Origin of the sequence: Colwellia piezophila ATCC BAA-637 (assembly GCF_000378625.1) — a bacterium.
Taxonomy (GTDB): domain Bacteria; phylum Pseudomonadota; class Gammaproteobacteria; order Enterobacterales; family Alteromonadaceae; genus Colwellia; species Colwellia piezophila.
Genome location: NZ_KB905179.1, coordinates 1 through 16,857 on the forward strand (window position 1 = coordinate 1; position 16,857 = coordinate 16,857).

The window sequence follows — 16,857 nt, forward strand, 5'->3', positions numbered from 1 at the left end:
TCGTCGAATCTAAATAACGCCGCGTTTTTATCAACAGTTTATAAATTAACCTTTTGAGTCAATTTGGTATTTCTCTATTCGTCGATAAATCGCGTTCTTTCCTAAACCTAATAACTCACCTGCTTCGATGACTCTGCCTTGAGATTTGTGTAAAGCTTGCTTAATTAACTGCTGCTCGGCTTCATCTATGGTCATAAACGGTATTTCGCCATTATTTGATTTAGTGCCGCCATTGCCTAACACCAGTTGATCGGTTAAACCGGTTATTTCAATCTCGTTGTCATCACTTAACAGCACTGCGCGTTCAATGACATGACTAAGCTCACGAATATTACCTGGCCAATCGTAATGGTTTAATGCTGTTTTGGCTTGCTCAGATAAGAACAAACCAGACTTGTTATATTTTTGGCTTTTTTCAGCTAAAAAATGTTGAGCTAACGGCAAAATATCTTCAGTTCTTTTTCTAAGGGGCGGAATATCAAGTACGATAGTATTGATGCGATAATACAAGTCTTGGCGAAAATCACCTTGGGCAATGGCTTGTTGAAAATCGATATTACTGGCGGCAATTAACCTAACTTGTGCTTGTAAGGTTTTACTGGAACCCACCGGCTCAAATTCACCCGATTCAAGTACACGTAATAATTTAGGCTGTAAGTTGAGTGGAATGGTGCCAATTTCATCGAGAAATAGACTGCCCCCTTCAGCTGCTTCAAAACGTCCCATACGATCTTTTTTCGCATCGGTAAAAGCGCCTTTGGTATGGCCAAAAAGCTCACTTTCGAATAACGTTTCAGGAATGGCGCCCATATTCACGGTGACGTAACTTTCACTGCAACGCGCAGAATGTTGATGAATGAATTTCGCCAACATACTCTTACCGGTACCATTTTCGCCAGTAATCAAAATTGGCGTATCAGTTACTGCAAGCTTTCTGGCCTGAGTAAGTACTAACTGCATAGCGGCAGATTCACCCAACATAAATACTTCGTTATTCGGGCGCTGTGCTTTAAGTCGTTTGTTTTCTAACTGCACTGAGCCTAGCTGAAATTGCTGTTCAATTATTCGCACTAAGCGTTGGTTTTTCCATGGTTTTTCAATGAAGTCTTTTGCGCCAAGTTTAATGGCTTCCACGGCAATTTCTACCGTAGACCATGCGGTCATGACAATAACGGGGAAGTGATAGTTTTTATCTTTTAACGTTTTCAGCATATCCAAGCCTTCCTTGCCGGACGTGGTATCGTACTGAAAATTCATATCGAGCAGCATTAAATCTACCGGCTGCTCAGCAATAACTTCAAGCGCGTGCAGTGGCGATTCAGCTTCAATGACGTTATAGCCGTAATTTTCGAGGATAAATTTAGCTGAGAGTCGTAAGTCACTTTGATCATCAACGACAATTATTGTTTTTTTCATCTTGTCCTTTCTTAATATGAGTCTGCTATATTTTTGTTCTTATTAACTCTTTTATTATCGTCACTCCCGAAGTGTTTAATCAGGAGTCCCGTGTTGAACATATGGATTCAGGAGAATGTGCGTCCTGCATTCTCTAATAAGTGGCATCCTTGCCACGTAGGCCTAAGAGGCAACCGGAATGACGAAATTAAAAAGTATGTTTTGTTATTCGTTTCTCAGCGCCTTAATGGGATCGCTAGCAATGATCTTTTTAGCTGGAAAATAACAAGCCGCTAAGGCGATGACAATTAATGCTAATAAGCTACTTGATATCATCAGCCAATCAAAACTCAGCCATTGGTTAATATGTTGCTGTGCGAAACTATAAAGTATCACAGCTAACAGCAAACTTAAGCCAAAACCTGCAGAAATCGGGGTAAGTGACTCAGCAATAAACTCCAGTAAAATACGTTTACTCTTAGCGCCTAATGACATGCGGATACCTAATTCATAACGGCGCATTTGGCTGTTGTAACTAATAACACCATAAATACCGACCGCAGCCAAGAGCAAAGCAAAAAGTCCTAAGACTAAACTTAACCATAAGGTGAGCTTTTTCTGATAAACCAACTGCTCATGTATGTCTGAAATTGCAGCGAATTGCCATACTTTAATATCGGAAAAATGCTCATCAAGTAAATTGATAATCTGTGTTTTTGCTAAAGTATTACCCTCTTGCATTCTGATAATGAAATTTGTGCGAGAGCTGCCAAAGTACATCATCGCACCCTGAGTTCTATCATGGTTGTAAGGGTTATAAACATTGTCAACCACACCAATGACTGTCCAGCTATCACCACCGGCGGAGTATACGGCTTTGCCGATAGTGTCTTCAATTTTACCATTACCATCACCCGTGGCAGCAACTAATTTTGTCGCAGCAGCTTTACTTAAAATGATAGTCTCGCTATCGTCTCTGATGTCTTGTTGGTTATAGCTCCTACCAGCAAGTATTTTTAAACCAATGGTATTAAAATAATTGTCATCGATGGATACATAGGAGAAGTGACCTAACTTAACATTGTCGTTATTAAAAAGTCCGGTGTTGTTACTGCCACGTCTGATAGGTGCATTACTTGCACGTGATATATTTTCTACGCCATTCATTTTTTGTAGTTGCGCTAGTAAATCACGAGAAAGTTGCCTTTTACCTTCTTTTTCTGGGTAGCCTTCACCAATATCTAACCTCAGGTTATATAGGTTTTCATCTTCAAAACCTAAAGGATGATTCAATACTTGAAGCGCATTTGTCATCACTAAGCTTGTTACGATTAATAATAAGGTTGCTAAACAAATTTGACTGGCAACGAGTGTATTGCGCACCTTGCTATTTACTTGCGCGCCTGTGCCCTTACCACTTGATTGTAATTGTGAAATTAGCTGCTTGTGGTTAATCAATTTTAGGGTAATAACAGCAAATATCAGTGATAAAATCAGCGTTAATGTACAGGCAAAAGCAATGGCAGTTAAATCTAATGACAGTTCATTTAGGCGTGGTAGAGCGTGACTGGCGACACTGCGTAATAACTCAATGCTCCAGCCGGCAATAATCAAACCGATAACCATTGACGCGACACATAACAACAGACTTTCTAACCAAATAGTAAAAAATAAATGTTTGAGTTTTGCCCCTAAGGTTGCTTGAATAACTAAAGCGCGTTGTCTTTGTGCGGCTCTTGAAAAGAATAAATTAACAATATTGGCACAAGCGATAAGTAGTAATGCCCCAGCTCCCAGTAAAATTAATAAAGCGATGTATTTATTGTCACCTACGATGGCAACTTGTAAGTCTTGGAATTGGGCGATGATAACTTGATGTTTAGCATGACCCACACGGCCATTCTGTTGAAATATAGGGTCGACTAAGGCATTAAACTCATCGCTCACTTGGCTAATAGTTGTTGCGGGCAATAATTTGCCTATAGCAGCTGTTTGACTGTAAACATAGTTCCATGTTTCTTCATCCTGACCATGAAAATCCCACGGTAACCAAATTTGTGAATTAGCATCATCAGCAAAGTTAGCTGGTTCAGCAAAGCTTGATGCAACCACACCCACTATTTTATATTGCTGTTCACCTAAGGTGATACTTTGACCGACAATGTCGGCATCTGCGGCGTATTGTTCACGCCATAACTGTTCGCTAATTAAAGCACTTGCCGTATTGCTATCAATGCTCTCTTTTTCGGTAAAGCCACGGCCAAGAACGACAGGTACACCAAGCATGTCGAAATACTCAGGTGTAACATAGCTTAGTTCGGTTAAGGGTTTATCGCGCAAGCTTGCTAAAATGGCACTACTGCGAAATACCATAGTCATGCTTGCTAGGCTTTTTTGCTGTAGATACATTAATTTTTGTGCAACAAAGTATTGAGAACCAGAGTACTTTCTTTCTCCTTCTTGCAGCTCTTGCTCCATTAAAATTAAGTTCTGCGCATCAGGGTAGGGTAGCGCTTTAAATATTAATAAATGGTTAAGGCTAAAGGCAGTCAATAAAACCCCTAAAGTAAGTGACAAGGTAAATACCGTTGTTAAGACAAAACCCGGTACGCGAGAAAGGCTAGCGACGGTTGTTTTAATTTCGTTGATTAAAAAACTCATACTGCCTCCTGTAAGGAACTCTCTGATGAAGAATCTACGTTCATGCTATCTAAAGTTATGTTTTCTAGGATAATACCGTCTAATAAGTTTAATTTAATTTTAGCGTGATCAGCATATCTTGGATCATGGGTAACCATACAAATGGTAGTGCCTTCTTTATTTAAGTCATCTAATAAAGCCATCACTAAATCACCATTTTTAGAGTCTAGGTTACCGGTTGGTTCATCTACTAATAAAATACTTGGCTTACCAACTAATGCGCGGGCGATAGCAATACGCTGTTGCTGACCACCAGAAAGTTGGTTTGGTTTATGTGTACATCTGTGCTGCATTTCTACTTTCTCTAAACTGTCCATCACTTGTTCATGCACCACTTTAGCTGATAACTTTGGCTCACGATATTTAAGTGGTAGCGCAACATTGTCATAAACACTGATTTCATCAATTAAGTTAAACGCCTGAAAAATAAAACCAATATGTAGGTTTCTTATTTCAGCTCGCTCGTCCGCGGTCAAATTAGCCACTTGCTGGCCTTTGATTAAGTAACTGCCCTCGGTTGGGGTATCTAATAAACCTAAAATTGATAACAGTGTTGATTTACCACAGCCTGACGGGCCCGAAATTGAAATGTAATCACCTTCATATATCGCCATGTTAATGTCGCGTAGTGCATGGGTTTCCATATCTATTGTAGAGTAAACTTTTTGGATGTTTTTTAGTTCGATAAGTGCTTTTTTAGTGATGTGCTTGGTCATAATTTAGTCCTTTTAAATCAGTTATTACTAATAAATGATTACTAATCAGTTATTGTTAGGATGGGGTTTGACAGCCAGCTAGAAGTATCTGAAACAATAAATTGTTCGCCTTCGCTAGCGCCAGAGAGTAATTCGATGTTATTACCAATAACGCGACCAAATTTAATAGTGCGTAATGTTGCGGTTTGTTGGTCGGCAAGTAAAGTAAAAAGCTGTTTGCTTGAGTTAGCTTTTACGCCAACAGGATGTTTTATGTATAAAGCATTGTTAAGCATGCCTATTTCAATTATTCCTTCTACTTTCAGTTCAGGTCGAGCATTTACCGGTAGGGCGCCAGTGATATCAATATCGATAATCACGCTGCCGTTGGTGATAACGGGGTCAATGCGGTTAACTACGCCCCTAACCAATGCGCTGCGGGTATTTATTTCGGCTTGATGGCCAATGGCAATATGTTGCGCATCTCGCTCCGGAATTTTTAGTTGCGCAATCATGGTTTTATTACTGGCGACCAGTGCCAGTTGTTCACCGGCAGTAACGCTTTGCCCTAAGGTAACCGGCATAGATTGCAATACTCCTTCAATATCAGCGTGAATTACTAAACCCGCTTGTAGCGATTTTTTTAACGCTAAGTTGGCATCAAGCTGTTTAGCAAACTGTGCTTGCACGGCAATTTTTTCTTGGTGAGCGTTTTTCAAATGAGCCAATCTTTGCTGCTCTATAGTGAGTTGCTCTGCCAATTGGGTTGCCGCTAGTTTTGAGCGTTTAAAGTCGATTGATGACACTATGCCTTTCTTTGCTAAGCTAGCTTGCGCTTCAACTTTTAGTTCTGCTGCGGCTAGGTTCGCTTTTATTTGTACTAAAATTACTTGATGCGCTAAGTAGTCACTTTTTTGATTAATGATTAGTTCACGCAAGCTGGCGTGGTGGCGAGCAAGCTCCATTTCTGCATTGTTTACTTGCAGTAATAAATCAGGATTACTTAACTTCATAATGATGGTGTCGGGCGTCACTTGTGTACCAGGTAATACTAGAATCTCTTCTATCGTGGCTCTTGTTGGCGCGGTTAATAAACGTTTGTGTTTAGAAATTAATTTACCAAAGCCTGAAACTGTAAAAGGTAAATCACTTTGCTGCACCGCTGCCACTCTTATTTCACTGCGTGCTACTGTGGTATCTGAGCTAGGTTGATTGAATTGCCAAGCGGTAAAGGCTAAAACTGCAACAACAAATACCACAGGTTTTAACCATGATTTATTTTTAACTGGGCTGGTTTTTATAATATCCATCTTGCTAATCTCCATACTTTTTATACTCATGAGAGTCCCTTACGAATAAGGGAAAATTTCATTAAACTTAATACCTATAAGGCTAATAGCGTGCCAGTTTTTAGTTGACTGATTTTAAAGGGAAAGTAATTGGGCGGCAGGTTTTTTTGCGTTTGCTGTTACCGAAAAAGGGAAGGCTTTCTGAAAAACGTGAAAGGTGGGGTAAACACTGAGTTAAAATGTTTTAGTTGCCATTATTGGCTGCTGTTTATATGTCAAAAAAGCAGGGCATGGTCAGATAGTTGAGTAGGTAAAGAGTGCAGTTGTATAAGACAGTAATTAAATAAATTATTTAATTACTGATAAATAAAAACCAGCGTTTACTAGTTTTTTGAGAGTAAAAACTTAACTATTCCTGCTCAACAGCCCTTATATTTCTTGCAGGTAGTTTGTGGCATCTTTGTTACCTGCCTTTGCACTGAGACTAATTAATTCTAGTCCCTTAGGCTTGTCCTTGGTAACCCCCATACCATGAATAAAAAGCTTACCTAGTTCAAATTGTGCAATAGCTAACCCTTGGTCAGCAGCTTGTTTAAACAAAGAAAATGACTCTTGAAAGTCAACATCAACCCCTTCTCCATCTCGATACATTTCCCCAAGATTGAATTTGGCATATTTTGAATTTAATTTTGCGGCCTGCTGGTATAATTTATGTGCTTGATTTAAATCAACTGCTACACCTTGACCTAAGCGATACATTTCCCCAAGGTTATTCATCGCACTGGTATTATGCTCATCCACGGCTTTTTCATAATAATGTATAGCTTGAAGATAGTCTTGACCGATAAGCTTACCAAAGTTGAACCTATTACCGAGGTAATAGTTAGCATTTATGCCTTTATTTTCTGCGTAGGTTATAAATAGCTTTATAGCCTTGTCTTTGTTTTTGTTAACACCATCACCGTTAAAGTAGAAAGCAGCTAAGTTATCCACGACTAACTCATTTCCTGCTACTAAAGCTTTTTCATACCACTGAAAAGCTAATTGGGCCTGTTCTTTGTCATCTATCTCATTGTCATAAATCCAACCTAAGTAGGATGCAGCATTCGCGCTGCCTTGCTGAAAAGACAATTCAAAGAAGTTTATCGCTTTGTTTACATCTTTAGGTACCGTGGGGCTTTTATGATAAATAACACCTAAATAATAACTCGAAATGCTATTTCCGGCTTGTGAGCTTTTTTCTAAATATTCTATTGCCTTAAGATCATTTTTTTCTGAGCCTAAGCCTTTATGAAGCATATAACCTAGGTGTTCATAGGAGGTAATAAACTCAAGTTCAATGGCTTGCTTAAAGTAGCTAATTGCAAGCGCTTCATCTTTCTCTACCCCCATACCCCATAAGTAGATTTCCCCTAAATTATTAAAGGCGTAATCATTTTCCAATGAAGCCGCTTCTTTATAGAGTTTGATAGCTTTAATTTTATCTTGTTCAACACCTATGCCATTAAAGTAAAGTGTTGCTAAATTATTTAACCCTTGGTCATTTTTCTGTTTGGCAGACATATCATAAAGTTTCCAGGCGGTAACAAGATCTTTTTTTACACCTATGCCTATTTCATATCGATAACCGAGATTTGCTTGTGCTGTGCTATCACCTAATTCAGCGGCAGCATGATAAAAACCATTCGCCAGGTCGATATCTACAGGTACATCTAGGCCTTTATCATATACTTTGGCAAGTTTAGCGTAGGCCTTGGCGTAGTTTTGTTGTGCTGATTCTTTTAAGTATTCGATTCCCTTCTGGCTATTAGCCTCGACACCTTCACCATCAAGATAAAATACCCCTAAGTAATATTGAGCTTCAGCCTCACCTTGCTCTGCAGCCTTTTTATACCAAGGGATGCTGGCTATTATATCGTCAAAATCAAAGTCATATATTAACGCTAAATTTAAATAACAAGTGGGTAACTTGTGTTGCGAACCAATTTTTGAAAGTGACATGGCAAGGTTAATATTTTTAAAATCATTGTCATCCATATACATTTCGGCTAGTTCACAGTTAGCTTCTTTAAAGCCTGCCGTAATAGATTTTTTATAATACTTAACCGCTTTGTCAAAATCTTGTGCGACGTATTCGCCTTCACGATAAAAAGCAGCTAAATTAAAATAAGCTTGTGGCTGATTTTGACGTGCAGCTTTCATGTACCATTGATACGCCAGAGCATTATTTTCGGTCAGTCCTAAGCTACCAATGTCATATCGATAGCCAAGTTCTACTTGCGCTTTAGGATCACCTTCTTCAGCTGATTTTTTCAATAAACGTAAAGCTGCGGTATTATCCCCTTTATCTAATGAATTCTTTGCCTGCTCATAGGTACTGATAAAAAATTTTTGGCTATTTGAAGAGGGGGCATTGGTGGTTGAACAGGAGATTGTGGCAACAGCTAAAAATAAATATATAAAAATACGAGTCATCTTATTTCCTAACAAGTTGAATAAACGTAAGCTCAATAAAGCGGCTTTAAATTATTTATCGAAATTTCAGTGAGTCTGGGAGTGATTAATCCCTGGTCCCATCGACTTTACCAACGTAATGCTTGAGCATAAATATATAATATATAGGTAATTTTATTAATACAATTACAAATGCTTACCTATGATGAACAATGGGGTTAAGCAAAGAGGCAATCAATCTTGGCAACTTAAAGTTAAAAAGCATATATTTCAAGCTATCTTAGGAATGTTTTTAGGAGACTAGGTCAGACATGTCAGCAGTAAATAACACTAAACTTTCCAATATGTTGTTAAGCCATATTGAGTTATATGTACAAGATATCACCTTGATGGAAAAATTTTATACCCAACGTTTAGGCTTTGTTGTTACGGATAGAGGTCAAGGCACAAATGCTATGGTCTTTTTAAGTCGTAGCCCTAAGGAACATCATCAAATTGTTTTAAACCCGAGGCCCTCTCATCGTCTCATTGAAAGTCCTATTGATCATATCTCCTTTAGGCTTGAGTCAATTAGTGACTTAAGAGGCTTTAATTCACTCTTAACCGCAAGCCCAGAAATTAGCGTGCAAGCTGTTTCTCACGGCTCAGCTTGGTCGGTTTACTTTAGAGATCCTGAAGGGAACCGATTTGAAATTTTTACCGATACGCCCTGGTATGTTAATCAGCCTTGTAAGTTTGCAATTAATTTAGATGAATCAGATGAGAAATTACTGCAATCAACCAAAGCCAAAATAAAAGATATGGCTGGTTTTTCTGAGATAGAACAGTGGCAAGCAGCACATCGAAATGAGTTAACGAAATAACCTAGCGAATATAAAAACATTACCACCAAATAATAAAGTTCAAGCCCAAGGAACTATTGTGAAACTAACCGGAATAAGAATACAACTATCGCCCTTTGAACATTCAGATGAAGAGCTTTTTATCGAGTTATCTATGTGCCCAAAAATGATGGAACATGTTTACAACCCCTTTAGTTATGATGAAGCGAAAGCTGCTTTTGAAGAAAAGTCACGACCTTGGACAATAACAAGTGATAGCTGGTTTTCATTAGGGATAACTGAGCTAGCGACAGGTGAAAAACTAGGTAGTATTGGTATTAGAATAGTTAATCATGACGCTAAAATTGGCGAAGTGGGTTTTATGATCAGACCAAGTGCCCAAGGAAAAGGCATTGCTTCCGAAGCACTCAGTCTACTGAAAGATTACGCTTTCGCTGAGTTAACGTTGAATAAGCTAACAGCAACTTGTTCGGTTAACAATGCAGGTTCATATAAGCTGTTGGAGAAGTTAGGTTTTGAGCGTGAAGCTTGCTTACGTCAAAATACCCTTATCAATAATATACTGGTTGATGATTATGTTTACGGGTTATGCCTAGCCATTAATATGAATATTTCCAGTTATTAGTTTTGCAGAATCATATCCGCTGCCTTTTCACCAATCATAATCGTTGGCGCATTGGTATTGCCGCTGATGATTTTAGGCATGATTGACGCATCAACCACTCTTAATTTTTCCAAGCCGTGAACTCTGAGTTGCGCATCAACCACCGCCATATCATCTGTTATTGGCCCCATTTTACAAGTACCACATGGATGGTATTGGGTATCAGCTCTATTACGAATATCTTTCTCAAGCTGCTCATCATTGCCATTTTCAACCAGATAAAGCATCTCTTTGCGAATGGCTGAAAAGGGGCTTGCTTCAAGAATGTTTTGCATCTTTTTAGCGGCTTTTTTGAGGATGACCATGTCTTGTTCATGGTTAAAAAACTTAGGATCTATTGCCAGTGAATCTTTAGGATTACTGCTATTAAGTTTTACTTCACCAATACTTTCAGGGCGTAACAAGGTTATATGACAACTGTAACCATGACCGAAATTCATCGTTCTGGCATGATTGTCAGCGATAGCAGGCACAAAAATTAACTGCGCATCAGGCGCTACTAAGTTTTCTTGTGTACTAAAAAACGCACCCGACTCCGCAAAAGTACTGGTCACTTTACCGGTTCGTTTCTCTCTCCATTCAAACATCGATTTAAGTATTCTGAGGCTACCTCGAACTGAGTAGCCAAAAGTATCGTGCTTAGTATCGATTTTAAAGGTTTGTATATAATCAATATGGTCTTGTAAATTTTGACCTACCCCAGGTAATTGATGAATAGGGGTAATACCTTTCTCGGTCAAATGTTCACTGGCGCCAACACCAGACAACATTAAAATTTGTGGTGAGCCAAAGGCACCACTACTTAAGATCACTTCTTTATTACAGGTGATATCAATGGACTTTTTATTCTTTTGGTAACGTACACCAACGGCTGTTTTCCCTTCAAAGAGAACTTTTTCAGTTAATGCATGGGTGATAATGGTCAAATTTTTTCGTGTGCTATTTGGTGTTAAATACGCTTTGGCGGCACTGCAACGCTGACCATTTTTTATAGTACGCTGGTAGTAGAAAGCACCTTCTTGTTCTGCGCCATTGCAATCATCGGTTTGTTTGATGCCTTGTTGTACACAGGCATCAATAAACATTTGATTGATGTCACTGGCATCCGTTGCATTGGAAACGGCCAAGGGGCCAGTGTTGTTATGATAATCATCATTAAAGGCTGCATTGCCTTCTGACTTTTTAAAATAAGGCAGTATGTCTTTATAACTCCAACCTTCATTGCCCAGTGCGGCCCAGTTATCGTAATCCCATTTATTACCACGCACATATAACATGGCATTAGTCGATGAACTGCCACCTAACGTTTTACCTCTGGGTTGATAGCCTTTTCTGCCATTCAAACCTACTTGGGGGATAGTTTTAAAAGCCCAGTTATGAAGTCTAGTGGGTAACATTGCCGCCAAACCGATAGGGGCATGAATAAAAATACTTTTATCAGGGCCGCCTGCTTCTAAAAGACACACCGAAATATTAGGATCTTCAGATAAGCGGGCAGCAAGTACACAGCCAGCAGAGCCAGCGCCAACAATAATATAGTCAAATTTATTCTGTGTGCTTGTCATGAGTTAACCCTGTTAAAACTATTACTGATCGTACCAGATAGCTAAGTTACCGTTTTATCAGTAAGATAGCTACAGGGATTTCACGCTTTATATATTTAATAAATCCCGGCAAGGTGCTGACATTTCGGCGCGACTTTAATATGCTAATGACATATCTTAATGTGCGGTTCATGCCGCTATTATATTTACTAAAAGGTAATAAATGATGAATGATGTAGTCTCACCACTAGTAGAAACCGAAGATCTTTCAGTGCAACAGCTCAATTCGTCTAACAATGATATTTCCACTAGTAGCGCATTAGCGCAAGGTTTTAGCGATCAAAAAAATTACTTTGCACAAAATATCTACCCAAGTTACCAGCAACGTATTACTGACTTGAATAAGTTAAAACGCTTACTTATTGATAACCAACAAGCCTTTATTGATGCCATGTCGGAAGATTTTGGCCATCGCAGTGCCGATGACTCTAAACTTGGCGATATCCTCAGTACGGTGATGGGCATAAATTACACCATTAAGCGCCTCAAACGCTGGATGAAAAAAGAAAAGAAACATGTTGGTCTGTTATTTCAACCGGCGAAAGCTTATGTTATTTATCAGCCTAAAGGCGTTATTGGTATTATCGCACCGTGGAATTACCCGGTGTTTTTATCATTTGGGCCATTAACAGCCGCGCTCGCAGCCGGTAATACGGCCATGATAAAAATGTCTGAATTCACCCCTAATACCACGGCATTATTGGCCGAGTTATTGAGCAATTACTTTGCTAAAGAACAGGTGGCGATTGTTAGTGGTGATGCCAAAATGGCCGCGAATTTTTCCAGGTTAGCTTTCGATCATATGTTCTTCACTGGCTCTACAGCCGTAGGTAAGTTAGTGATGAAGTCGGCAGCAGACAACTTAGTCCCTGTCACTCTTGAGCTAGGCGGTAAATCACCGACCATTATTGATGATGATATCGATATTAAGACCGCTGTTGCTCGTCTGATTTTGGGGAAAACACTTAACTCAGGGCAAACCTGTGTCGCACCTGATTATATTCTCTGCCCGAAGGCCAAGGTTGAGTCGCTAGTGCAAGCATTAACAACGCGTTATCAAGCCATGTATCCAAGTATCAATGACAATGTAGACTGCACTAGTATTATCAATGATGGCCAAAAGTCACGCTTAGATAAGTTACTTGAAGATGCTAGAGCAAAGGGGGCTAATCTCATCCCGCTTGTTGCTAATAGCGATTCTCGCGCGGATGAAAAATTGCGTAAAATACCACTAACCGTTATCACGAATACCACGGATGACATGTTAGTGATGCAAGAAGAAATTTTTGGGCCGCTTTTACCTATTATTGGTTATGAAGATATTAATGAAGCGATAGCGTACGTCAACAAAAATGCTCGGCCATTAGCCCTATATATCTGTAGTTTTAACAAAGAATTTCAACAAAATATATTACTGAAAACACATGCCGGTGGTGTTTGTATTAACGATGCTGCTTTTCATGTTGCTAATGACGACCTACCTTTTGGTGGTGTTGGCGCTTCAGGAATGGGGCAATATCATGGCGCTGAAGGTTTTAAAACGTTTTCTCATGCTAAGTCAGTACTAGCGCGGGGTCGAATTAGCTTTACTTCATTATTATTCCCGCCTTTTGGCAAGAAAATTCATCAACTAGTTTATAAGTTATTTATTCGCTAATTTTTTAGAAAAGTTATTAGTTAATGACTTAACAGCGTACAGAAGCTAGCAGGTTTTCAAGACAATAAAAAAGTGGTCAATATCAATTGACCACTTTTTTTGTCTCGCTATTGGTTCAGTTTAGAAATCGAAACGAACACCAACACCAACAGATTCTGTTTTAACTTCGGTATCAAAGTTCAAGTACTCAACATAGATATCAATTGTATCAAAAATATCAAGTGATGCACCGATACCAACAAAACCGTCTGTACCACCAAAATCTTCTTTTATACCTTCAAAAGAGTAATCAACAGTGGTTTGTGCAACTCCAGCTTTAGCATAAACTTCAAAAATAGGGCCGATAGGTAAATAAGCTACCGCAGCTAAGGTTAATGCGTCAGACTCAACTTTAGCGCCGTTACTGCTAACACTACCTAAGTCATAATAACCAAGTTCGGCTGAAAACATAAAAATGCTGGTATCAATAAATTGGTAACCTAGAAAGAATGCCGGTGTAGTATCACTGTCACTTACTGTTGCATAATCAACTTCAGGGCTATAAATACCTGCGCCGATATAGAAACCATCAGCGCTTGCTTGTGTCGCTGAAAATGCCAGAGTAGCTGCTAATATGCTTTTTAAAGCGATTTTTTTAAGAGATCTCATTATTATATTCCTTTCTAATTAGATAATTTTATTTGATTTTAGTGTTGTTAGCGTTAAACGAGTAGCGCAATTGGAGAGTCTTATTATTATTTTTTAGTAAGAATGTGAATCGCTCTGTGGTCCAATTACAGCAAATCATAATAGCTTCTATAAAAGGAATCAAATAAAGCATTATGAAAATTGCCATATTGAACGAATAACTCTGAGATATCACGGAGTTATTCGTTCAATACTACAATGACTACTTCAGCGGAATACTATAAATATCAGCATCATTAATACCAAGCATACTGACGATAACTGTACCGAGGTAGGCAGGTGTTAGTGCTTTTTCATTTCGGATAGAAATTGGCGGTAAAGAGAAAACTTCTTGTTCATTTCCTGCGCTATCAATACGCATTAGAATATCATTTTCTTTAGTGCGCTTAAGGTAATAGAGCTGCTTATTCTGGATAAAAAAGCTACCCCAATCAAGGGCATTAAGGTGTGGGGTTACTGTTTTTTGAGTCTTTTTATCTTTAGATAAGTAAAAAATGCCAGCGACATTTTCTTTGGTGTAATAAATACCACCATCATTACTTTCTATGGCGTATTTGCCATTATCATCAATTATTTGAGTGATTTTCTTTATGGCAAAATCATAGCGATAGATTGCCCATTGCCCGGTCTTGTTTGATGAAAAATAGAGCCTTTCACCGTCTGGTGAATAAGAAGGATTTCTAACATCGCCATCAATATCTATGAGTTTTACCAACTCACCCTCAGGCAAGGAGCCTTTATATAAAGTGTAATTATCCGCGCGGTCTGTTTTCAGGGCAATAACAAAACTGGTATCGATTGGCGATACCACTGGAATGGTTACCTGGCCCTGATTATCAGTGATCTGCGTACTGTTGCTTTCATGTTTTAACCAAACTTCCCAGGCACCACTTCTATTTGATAAAAATAAAATATCGCCTGTCTTAGCAACAAACTGACCATATAGATCTCTCGAAGAGGAGACTAGTTGCCTGATAATATGGCCATCATTTAACGAACGGATAGTGATATGTTCTTGAGCGATGTGGCGAACATATATTAGCTCATTATTCGCCTCATTAAGCGCCAAACTATAAATAGTATTATCAATATGAACGTCTTTGATGGATTGTGAGGAAACATCGTATTTTTGAATAACAAAGTCAGCGTCACGCATACCATTAAAATAAATGACGTTATCTTTTTTATGCCAATCTAAGCTGAGGATCATTTTTTCATTATCGATGAGCAGTCTTTCTTGTTTTAAATTATCGGTTAGCAAAATTTTTGCATCAAGTTCGACTGAACGAACAAAAGCTAACTGACTACTATCTGCTGACCAACTCATTAGTAAGTCTTCTTCACCGGCATTCGGGAAGGTATATTGCTCAATATTCTTGCTACTCATGTCAAAGGTTACAATGGCAACTCTGTCTGATAGCTGTTTGCTATAGGCTATTTTTTTACCATCAGGTGACCAATCAATGCTATGAAAATAGCCTTTACTGACACAATTTTTATCAAGAAATTTATCTTGGTTGGTAATCAGCTCTCTGACATGAAGTGAACATTCACCCGTTTGAGATACTCTAAAGTAGGCTAGTGATTGCGCATCGGGTGACCAAGTTGGAGACACTTCTTTTTCTGCAGTCATTGATATTTGGCGTAGCGGAGATTCAAGGTTAACTAAGTCTTTTATAAATATCTGACTATTTTGATTCTGTTGTAACCATTGAAAAGCCATATAGTGGCCATCTTCTGATATAGATGGCCGCTCCTCGACACCTTCAAAATTGGTTAAGTGCTGTATTTGTATTTGAGGTGTTTTAACGTCACTATCACTGCCACTTATTTGATTAATATAGAGATAAAAAGAAAACACTAGCGCAATCATAACCGTGCAGATAGCGGCTAAAAAGAATAACAGTTTGTTGGTAGGTTTTGATGTTGCTGATAATATTGGGTGTGGGGCACTTTTTTCAATAATGGGAACTGGCTCAATTAATAACTGGTAGCCAACCTTAGTTATTGTCTTAAACATATCATCTTGATTGACACCTAATTGAGTCATCGTTTTTCTTAAATGCCAAATAGCATTGCCAACACCACGTTTGCCAACTTCTATATTGCCAAGCCATATTGCTTCTATCGCCTGTTCTTTTGTTACTGTTTGATTTGGATGAGCAATGAGCAGTTTGAGAAATTCAAAAACTTTTGCCGGCAGTTGCGTTGATTCTTTACCGACAGTTACCGTCATATCATGACAATTGATAATGCATTGACCAATTTGATATTTTTGAAACGGTAATTTGATCATATGAGCTGGAATTGCCTTGGTTTATTATTATAATTTTTATTCAATTTTACTGTTTATAGCGAATCATCTTATCCTTGTTATTCCTTTTTTCCAATGCTTACTAAGGTAAAAGCATAAGCAGACCGGTAAGTAATTATGAATTTTGTAAACTATTGAGGCGGAATGTGTAAACAAATGAGGGTAAGTCATTTAATTTATTGAATTATATTAAAGCCCCTAAATTTAGGGGGGTGGTAACAATCTAGCTTAACTTTATTTATTAGTAAACTTTGTATCTGTCTAATAATACATCAAATATCGATAGTTCTAAGAAGGTTAGCTTAGTGCTATCACTACAGCTCTACTCTTGTCTTTTCTTCTCTTCTCCTGCCTGTATTCTTCCCGTTCTTTAAACTTACTACTAAAAAGGGCAGATGGCTAAGTTATTGATTAACAACAAAGTGAAAAAGAATTGAAAACAACAAGAAGGAAAATAAAAGCAGTTTTTTTTTGAGTTTTCATCAGGGTGGTGTCTTGTAAGTGATTGATTATTAGATAAATGAAAAGTAATTGAAAACAAAAAGAAGGAGAATGG

General features: G+C 38.4%; 11 protein-coding genes. 3 read left to right on the top strand and 8 right to left on the bottom strand.

Annotated elements, in window-relative coordinates; genetic code table 11:
* Positions 1–45: 45 nt before the first annotated feature.
* The 5 genes from F580_RS0122255 to F580_RS0122275 form a co-directional block, all read right to left on the bottom strand.
* Positions 46–1,416 carry a sigma-54-dependent transcriptional regulator gene (locus F580_RS0122255; protein WP_019029974.1) on the bottom strand — a complete coding sequence of 457 codons (1,371 nt, stop codon included), beginning with the start codon at positions 1,414–1,416 and terminating at the stop codon, positions 46–48.
* Between the two features lie 204 nt (positions 1,417–1,620).
* Entirely contained in the window at positions 1,621–4,056 is a 2,436-nt protein-coding gene (locus F580_RS0122260; RefSeq protein WP_019029975.1) for an ABC transporter permease, read from the bottom strand.
* Complete coding sequence (locus tag F580_RS0122265; RefSeq protein WP_019029976.1) at positions 4,053–4,811, bottom strand: ABC transporter ATP-binding protein; 759 nt, start codon at positions 4,809–4,811, stop codon at positions 4,053–4,055. Before F580_RS0122265 ends, F580_RS0122260 begins: the two co-directional genes overlap by 4 nt.
* A gap of 41 nt (positions 4,812–4,852) precedes the next feature.
* Positions 4,853–6,130: an efflux RND transporter periplasmic adaptor subunit gene (locus F580_RS0122270; RefSeq protein ID WP_083927042.1), complete on the bottom strand. Its 1,278-nt coding sequence runs from the start codon at positions 6,128–6,130 to the stop codon at positions 4,853–4,855.
* Between the two features lie 378 nt (positions 6,131–6,508).
* Positions 6,509–8,554 carry an SEL1-like repeat protein gene (locus tag F580_RS0122275; RefSeq protein WP_019029978.1) on the bottom strand — a complete coding sequence of 682 codons (2,046 nt, stop codon included), beginning with the start codon at positions 8,552–8,554 and terminating at the stop codon, positions 6,509–6,511.
* Between the two features lie 290 nt (positions 8,555–8,844).
* On the opposite strand from F580_RS0122275, the gene F580_RS0122285 reads away from it, so the two are divergent.
* Both F580_RS0122285 and F580_RS0122290 read left to right on the top strand, forming a co-directional pair.
* Positions 8,845–9,396, top strand: coding sequence for a VOC family protein (locus F580_RS0122285; RefSeq protein ID WP_019029980.1), 552 nt, complete (start codon positions 8,845–8,847; stop codon positions 9,394–9,396).
* Positions 9,397–9,454: 58 nt separating this feature from the next.
* Positions 9,455–10,000, top strand: coding sequence for a GNAT family N-acetyltransferase (locus F580_RS0122290; RefSeq protein WP_019029981.1), 546 nt, complete (start codon positions 9,455–9,457; stop codon positions 9,998–10,000).
* Here F580_RS0122290 and F580_RS0122295 read toward each other — a convergent pair.
* Positions 9,997–11,604 carry a GMC family oxidoreductase gene (locus tag F580_RS0122295; protein WP_019029982.1) on the bottom strand — a complete coding sequence of 536 codons (1,608 nt, stop codon included), beginning with the start codon at positions 11,602–11,604 and terminating at the stop codon, positions 9,997–9,999. The genes F580_RS0122290 and F580_RS0122295 overlap by 4 nt on opposite strands.
* A gap of 205 nt (positions 11,605–11,809) precedes the next feature.
* On the opposite strand from F580_RS0122295, the gene F580_RS0122300 reads away from it, so the two are divergent.
* Positions 11,810–13,300, top strand: coding sequence for a coniferyl aldehyde dehydrogenase (locus F580_RS0122300; protein ID WP_019029983.1), 1,491 nt, complete (start codon positions 11,810–11,812; stop codon positions 13,298–13,300).
* A gap of 120 nt (positions 13,301–13,420) precedes the next feature.
* Here F580_RS0122300 and F580_RS0122305 read toward each other — a convergent pair whose 3' ends face one another.
* Both F580_RS0122305 and F580_RS0122310 read right to left on the bottom strand, forming a co-directional pair.
* Positions 13,421–13,948, bottom strand: coding sequence for a porin family protein (locus F580_RS0122305; RefSeq protein WP_019029984.1), 528 nt, complete (start codon positions 13,946–13,948; stop codon positions 13,421–13,423).
* 241 nt (positions 13,949–14,189) lie between these two features.
* Entirely contained in the window at positions 14,190–16,283 is a 2,094-nt protein-coding gene (locus F580_RS0122310; RefSeq protein ID WP_019029985.1) for a winged helix-turn-helix domain-containing protein, read from the bottom strand.
* Positions 16,284–16,857: the final 574 nt, after the last annotated feature.

Coding starts and splice junctions, on each gene's coding strand:
- F580_RS0122300 (WP_019029983.1), top strand. CDS start 11,810: ATGAATGATGTAGTCTCACCACTAGTAGAAACCGAAGATCTTTCAGTG.
- F580_RS0122260 (WP_019029975.1), bottom strand. CDS start 4,056: ATGAGTTTTTTAATCAACGAAATTAAAACAACCGTCGCTAGCCTTTCT.
- F580_RS0122275 (WP_019029978.1), bottom strand. CDS start 8,554: ATGACTCGTATTTTTATATATTTATTTTTAGCTGTTGCCACAATCTCC.
- F580_RS0122295 (WP_019029982.1), bottom strand. CDS start 11,604: ATGACAAGCACACAGAATAAATTTGACTATATTATTGTTGGCGCTGGC.
- F580_RS0122305 (WP_019029984.1), bottom strand. CDS start 13,948: ATGAGATCTCTTAAAAAAATCGCTTTAAAAAGCATATTAGCAGCTACT.
- F580_RS0122285 (WP_019029980.1), top strand. CDS start 8,845: ATGTCAGCAGTAAATAACACTAAACTTTCCAATATGTTGTTAAGCCAT.
- F580_RS0122270 (WP_083927042.1), bottom strand. CDS start 6,130: ATGAGTATAAAAAGTATGGAGATTAGCAAGATGGATATTATAAAAACC.
- F580_RS0122310 (WP_019029985.1), bottom strand. CDS start 16,283: ATGATCAAATTACCGTTTCAAAAATATCAAATTGGTCAATGCATTATC.
- F580_RS0122255 (WP_019029974.1), bottom strand. CDS start 1,416: ATGAAAAAAACAATAATTGTCGTTGATGATCAAAGTGACTTACGACTC.
- F580_RS0122265 (WP_019029976.1), bottom strand. CDS start 4,811: ATGACCAAGCACATCACTAAAAAAGCACTTATCGAACTAAAAAACATC.